We start from the raw sequence: 5,835 nt of genomic DNA, 5'->3' as shown, positions 1-5,835 counted from the left end.
GGCCGGTTCGGCGTCTGCACGGCGTGATCGAACCGGCACCCGCGGTGAGCAACGTCACCGCCCCTCCGAACAGGCCGGTCCTGACAGAACAGGACCGGCTTTGCGTTCGAGGCTTTCACCCAAGGGGGTGAACACGGCACTATGAGTCAGGTGATGGCTCCGCCCTGGCTCGACGTGCTCGACGAGACGATCGGGGCCTGCGTCACGCACCGGCGGCCCGATCTGGAGGCCCGGCTGCGCGAGAAGCGGGCACAGCAACTGGATCCCAAGTTGCGCGTCCTCGTCGTGGGCGAGTCCAAGCAAGGCAAGAGTCAGCTGGTCAACGCGTTGCTGAACGCCCCAGTGTGCGCGGTGGGCGACGACATCACGACGACCGTGCCGACCTACGTCCAGCACGCCGAAACCCCTTCGGCGGCGCTGGTCCGCAACGCGTCCGCGAACGGTTCGATCTTCCACACGCCGACCGAGCGGATCGCCGTCCCCATCGATCAGGTGACGAAACAGGCCACCGCCCAGTCACAGCACGTGGTGCGCGCCGAGATCGGCATCCCGCGCGCGCTGCTCGACAGCGGGCTGGTCCTGATCGACACCCCCGGCGTCGGCGACACCCGCTCCGCGCACACCGCCAGCACGTTCGCGACGCTCATGCAGGCGGACGCCGTGCTGCTGGTCTCGGACGCCACGGGCGAGCTGACGTCGGCGGAGATGACGCTGCTCAAGAAGGTCATGGAGGCCTGCCCGAACGTCACCGTGGTCGTCACCAAGATCGACCTCGTGCCGAGCTGGCGGGCCGTCGTGGAGCGCAACCGGGCCATGCTGGCCCGCGCCGGGGTCCGCGCGAAGCTGATCCCCGTGTCGTCGGCGCTGCGGCTGCGCGCCGCGAAGACCGGCGACCAGGTGCTCAACACCGAGTCGGGTTTCCCGGAGCTGCTGGCGTGCGTGCAGCGCGACATCGTCGCGTCCGCCGACCTGCTGGCCCGCCGCGCCGTCGCCGTGGTGGCGTCGAGCGCGCTCACCCAGCTCGTCACGCCGTTGCGCGAGGAACTGACGGCCCACGACTCGGCGCACACGACCGCGACGATCTCCACGTTGCAAGAGGCCCAACGGCGCGTGGACGAGCTGCGCCGCCGGTCCGCGCGCTGGCAGAACGTGCTCAACGACGAGATGGCCGACCTGGTCTCCGACGTCGAGTACGACCTGCGCGACCGGACCCGCAAGATCCTGCGCGAGGTCGACAAGACCTACGACGAGGCCGATCCCGCGGTCGGCTGGGACAAGTTCGAGCAGTGGCTCGAGGACAACCTCAACGAGGCCGCGACCACGAACTTCGCCTGGCTGATGGAACGCGCGGAGTGGGTGGCGGCGAAGGTGGCGAAGAACTTCCCCGTCTACCGCGAGGACCTGATCCCCGGGTCGGTGCTGCCCGACGACCTGCTGGAACCCGCGAGCAGGCTGGAGAAGCCGAAGATCGAGCCGTTCTCGGTGCCGCAGAAGCTCTTCACGGGTCTGCGCGGCTCCTACGGCGGCGTGCTGATGTTCGGTCTCGTCACGTCGCTCGCCGGCATGCCACTGATCAACGTGATCTCGCTCGGCGCCGGTGCCCTGTTCGGCGGGAAGTCCATCCTGGACGAAAGCGACCAACGGCTGAAGCGCCGCCAGGCCGCCGCGAAGGCCGCCGCCCAGCGGCACGTCGACGACTTCTTCGTGAAGTTCTCCAAGGACGTCCGCGACTCCGGCCGGCACATCCAGCGATCGCTGCGCAACCACTTCAGCACCCTCGCCGAGGAGCTCCAGGAGACGTTGCTGGAGTCGGCCCGCAGCGCCAAGCGCGCGATCCAGGACGACCAGACCGACCGCGAGCGCCGGATGCGCGAGGGCCGCAAGGAGCTCGACAAGCTCGTCACGCTCTACAAGCGGGTGCAGGCGCTCGGGGGTCCCACCATGGAGCTCTCCGCGTGACGGTGGACCGCGTCGTCTGGTCGATGCTGCAAGAGGCGATGGGCGTCTACCGCGACAGCCCGCGCGCCACGGCGTGGCTGCGCGCGCACGCCGAGCGCTACACCGAACCCGTCCGGATCGCCGTGGCGGGCCGGTCGCACATCGGCAAGTCCACCGTCGTCAACGCGCTGATCGGCGACGAGTTCGTGCCGCAGAGCTCGTTCGTCTGGTACCGCGGCGGCACCGAGCCGCGGGCGCACGTGTTCTCCGGTCCCGGCCGTCCGCACGAGGTCGGCATCGGCCGGCGCGGTGCGCGGCACCACGTCGAAACCGGCCAGTTCGACCGCGCCGACAAGGTCGTCGTCGAGTGGCCCGCGCGGACGCTGCGGGACGTGGTGCTCATCGACACCCCTTCCGAGGCGACGCCGGAGCAGGTGCTCGGCGACGCGGACGCGGTGCTGTACCTGATGCGGCACGTGCAGGACGACGACCTGAAGTTCCTGCAGTCCGCCCACGACCACCCGATCGCCCGCACCGCCGCGATCCACACGGTCGCGGTGCTCGCGCGGGCCGACGAGATCGGCGCCGGACGCATCGACGCGTTGTCGTCGGCGAAGCAGATCGCGCGCCGCTACCGCCGTGACGTGGCCGTGCAACCGTTGTGCCAGAACGTGGTCTCGGTCGCCGGACTGCTCGCGGTGGCCGCGAGGACGTTGCGGGAGGACGAGTTCGACGCGTTGCGGATCCTCGCCTCCCTCGGGCGGGAGGAGCTGGAGGACCACCTGCTGTCGGCGGACCGGTTCGTCGGCGAGCAGTTCCCGCTGGCGATGGAACCGGTGGTGCGCCAGGCGTTGCTGGAGCGGTTCGGGATCTTCGGCGTCCGGCTGATCACCGCGCTGATCCGGCAGGGCTTCGACTCGCAGGTGAAGCTCACGGGCCAGCTGGTGCAGCGCAGCGGGCTCGGCGAGCTGCGCGACTCGATCGCGATCCACTTCACCGAGCGCCGCGAGGTCCTCAAGGCGCGGTCGGCGTTGCTGGCGCTCGACGTGCTGCTGCGGATGGAGCCCCGGCAGAACGCCCGCAAGCTGGTGGCCGACCTGGAACGGGTCGTGGCCTCCGCGCACGACTTCCGCGAACTGCGGCTGGTGGCCGCGCTGCAGTCCGGGCGCACGAAGCTGCCCGCCGAGCTGCAGACCGAGGCGTTGCGGATCGTCGGCGCCGAGGGCACGGCTCCGGCGGCACGGCTCGGGTTCGAGTACGAGGCGGACGCGCGGGAGCTGCGGGAGGCGCTGCTCGACGCGCTGCTGCGCTGGCAGGCGCAGGCCGCCGACGCGCACGCGCCGAACGACCACCGGAAGGCCGCGCAGATCGTGGTCAGGACCTGCGAGGGGCTTCTCCAGCAGTTGTCCTAGTGCACGATGGGGTCATGGAACTCGTGCCCTGGGCGGACGACCACTTCGAGCACTTCCTGCGCTGGGCGACCGACCCGAGGATGACCACGTTCATCGCCGACGGGAAGCCCTGGACGCGGGAGTACGTGGAGCTGCGGCACGAGCAGGCGCTGCGGCACTGGGAGGACCACGGCTTCGGCATGCACCTGTTCGTCGAGGACGGCGAGGTCGTCGGGCTCGGCCAGATGCTCGACGGCGACCTGGGCGAGATCGAGATCGGCTACTGGATCGACCCGGCGCACTGGGGCCGCGGCGTCGCCACCCGTGCCGCCGGGCAGCTGCGGGACAAGGCGCTCGCCATCGCCGACCGGGTCGTCGCGGGGCACCAGGCGGAGAACGCCGCGTCCGGCCGGGTGCTGGAGAAGGCCGGGCTGACGTACTTCACGACCAGGACCCGGCACGGAAGACTCCAGCACTGCTACGCGTTGCAGCGGGGTATGAGCGACACCGGGGTACTGCGCTACAGCGCGTTCACGACGGATCCCGCGGGCGGCAACCCGGCGGGCGTGGTGCTGGACGCGTCGGGGATGTCCGACGAGGAGATGCTCGCGATCGCCGCGAAGGTGGGCTACTCGGAGACGGCGTTCGTGGTCCCGTGGGCCACCGGCCGCGTGTTCGACGTCCGCTACTTCAGCCCCGAGGCGGAGGTGCCGTTCTGCGGGCACGCCACGATCGCCACGTCCGTCGCACTGGCCGAGCGGATCGGCGACGGCCCGCTGACGTTCCACACCCCGGCCGGGGAGATCACCGTCGAGACCGCCGGTGGCACGGCGTCGCTGACCAGCGTGCCGACCAGCACGGCACCCGCGGACCCGGCGCTGGTGTCGGCGGCGCTGGAGGCGTTGGGGTACGCGGAGATCGGCGACGGGCCGGTGCACGTCGGCTTCGGCGGCGCGCGCCACCTGATCGTGCCGCTGCGCGACCGGCAGCAGCTGCGCGAGCTCGACTACGACTTCGACGCGTTGCGCGACCTGATGCTGGCGCACGACCTGACGACGGTGCACCTGTTCTGGCGCGAGTCCGCGGACCTCGTGCACGCCCGCGACCCGTTCCCGGTCGGCGGCGTGGTGGAGGACGCGGCGACGGGTGCCGCGGCCGCGGCGTTCGGCGGCTACCTGCGCGACCTCGAAGGACCGCAGCGGTTCGTCATCAGCCAGGGCGAGGACATGGGCAGGCCGTCGCGCCTCGAGGTCGACGCGACGCGGGACGACCGGCGCGTGCGCGTGACCGGCGCCGCCGTCGTCCTCCCCTGACTCGGTCCGGCACCACGGTTCTCGCGCCCTGGCGGGGGTCCGGCGCCGCTGCCGTGGAGCGCAGGGTGCACGGCAGCGACGTCGGACCGAGGGGTGCACTCCCTCCCGCGCCGGACCCGTTGGCACTGCCGCGAGCGCCGGGCCGGTGGACCGGTGGAAGTCACTATGCCCCGATCGAAGGGTGGCGGCGCATTCAGAACGGGGATAGAAGGTCTTTATGCCCGAGCTGGAGCTCCGCCACCTCCGTGCGGTACGCACGATCGCCGAGGAGGGCAGCGTGACCAGGGCCGCGACCCGGCTCGGACTGACGCAGCCGGCCCTCTCCGCCCAGCTGCGCACCGTCGAGAGACTCCTCGGCGGCCAGCTCTTCGACCGGACGCGCAACGGTTGCGTCCCAACGGACCTGGGCCGCCGGGTGCTGGGCACGGCCCGGCTGGTGCTCGACGAGATGGCCCAGCTGCTGAGCACCACCCGCGCGTCCGACCGCCGCGGGCCGGTGTTCTTCGGGTGCATCCCGATCCTGTACTTCGCCACCCTCGTCGAGGGCCTGCGGGGCCTCAACGCCGACGTGCGGGCCGAGGTGCGGCCGTCGTCCGCGGAGATCGTGGACATGCTGGAGGCCGGGCAGGTGCACGTCGCGCTGTTCGAGTTCTTCGACGGCATGCACGCCCGCGACCTGGCGGGGATCGAGCTGCGCAAGCTCGTGACCGAGCCCGCGTTCGTGGCGTTGTCGGAGTCGGATCCGTTGGCCTGCCACGACGAGATCGAGCTGGCGCAGCTGGCCGACCGCGACTGGGTCACGAAGCCCAAGCCGCAGATCGGGTCCCGCACGCAGATGTTCCAGGTGTGCGCCGACGCCGGGTTCGTGCCCCGGCTGACCCACCACACCGGGGAGGCGAGCATGGCCCGCGGGCTGGTCGCCTCGGGGTGCGTCTCGTTCGCCGCCGCGCCGTCCCGGAGCGGGGACGGCATCGTGATCCGGCGGCTGCGCGGGATGCCGCTGATGACCGACGTCTTCGTGGCCACCCGGCGGGATTCCCCGGTGGCCGGGCGGGCGCACGAGGTGTTCGCGTGTGCCGCTGACGCCTACCGGTCGGTGCTGGACCGGAACCCGGAGTACCGGAGGTGGTGGGACGCGCACCCGGAGGCGCATCCCGAGTTCGCCTGACGCCGTGGCGCGCGGCCCCCGACTC

Annotated in this window: 4 protein-coding genes; all 4 read left to right on the top strand. The window is 71.5% G+C overall.

Features of this window, described 5'->3' with window-relative positions:
- Window positions 1-153: 153 nt before the first annotated feature.
- The 4 genes from ACFWGZ_RS38920 (at window position 154) to ACFWGZ_RS38905 (ending at window position 5,810) form a co-directional block, all read left to right on the top strand.
- Window positions 154-1,959, top strand: coding sequence for a dynamin family protein (locus ACFWGZ_RS38920; RefSeq protein ID WP_382456607.1), 1,806 nt, complete (start codon window positions 154-156; stop codon window positions 1,957-1,959).
- Window positions 1,956-3,350, top strand: a complete 1,395-nt coding sequence (locus ACFWGZ_RS38915) for a hypothetical protein (protein ID WP_382456606.1) — start codon at window positions 1,956-1,958, stop codon at window positions 3,348-3,350. Before ACFWGZ_RS38920 ends, ACFWGZ_RS38915 begins: the two co-directional genes overlap by 4 nt.
- A 14-nt stretch (window positions 3,351-3,364) precedes the next feature.
- The gene (locus ACFWGZ_RS38910; RefSeq protein WP_382456605.1) at window positions 3,365-4,642 is read left to right on the top strand and encodes a PhzF family phenazine biosynthesis isomerase; all 1,278 of its coding nucleotides are present in this window, start codon (window positions 3,365-3,367) and stop codon (window positions 4,640-4,642) included.
- 217 nt (window positions 4,643-4,859) lie between these two features.
- Window positions 4,860-5,810 (top strand): LysR family transcriptional regulator, encoded by a 951-nt coding sequence (locus ACFWGZ_RS38905; protein WP_382456604.1) that lies wholly within the window; start codon window positions 4,860-4,862, stop codon window positions 5,808-5,810.
- Window positions 5,811-5,835 lie beyond the last annotated feature (25 nt).

The sequence above is a fragment of the Lentzea sp. NPDC060358 genome (genome assembly GCF_042725365.1).
GTDB lineage: Bacteria > Actinomycetota > Actinomycetes > Mycobacteriales > Pseudonocardiaceae > Lentzea.
Note: the sequence above shows the minus strand (reverse complement) of the source record. Positions and strands in the feature narration are given on the sequence as shown.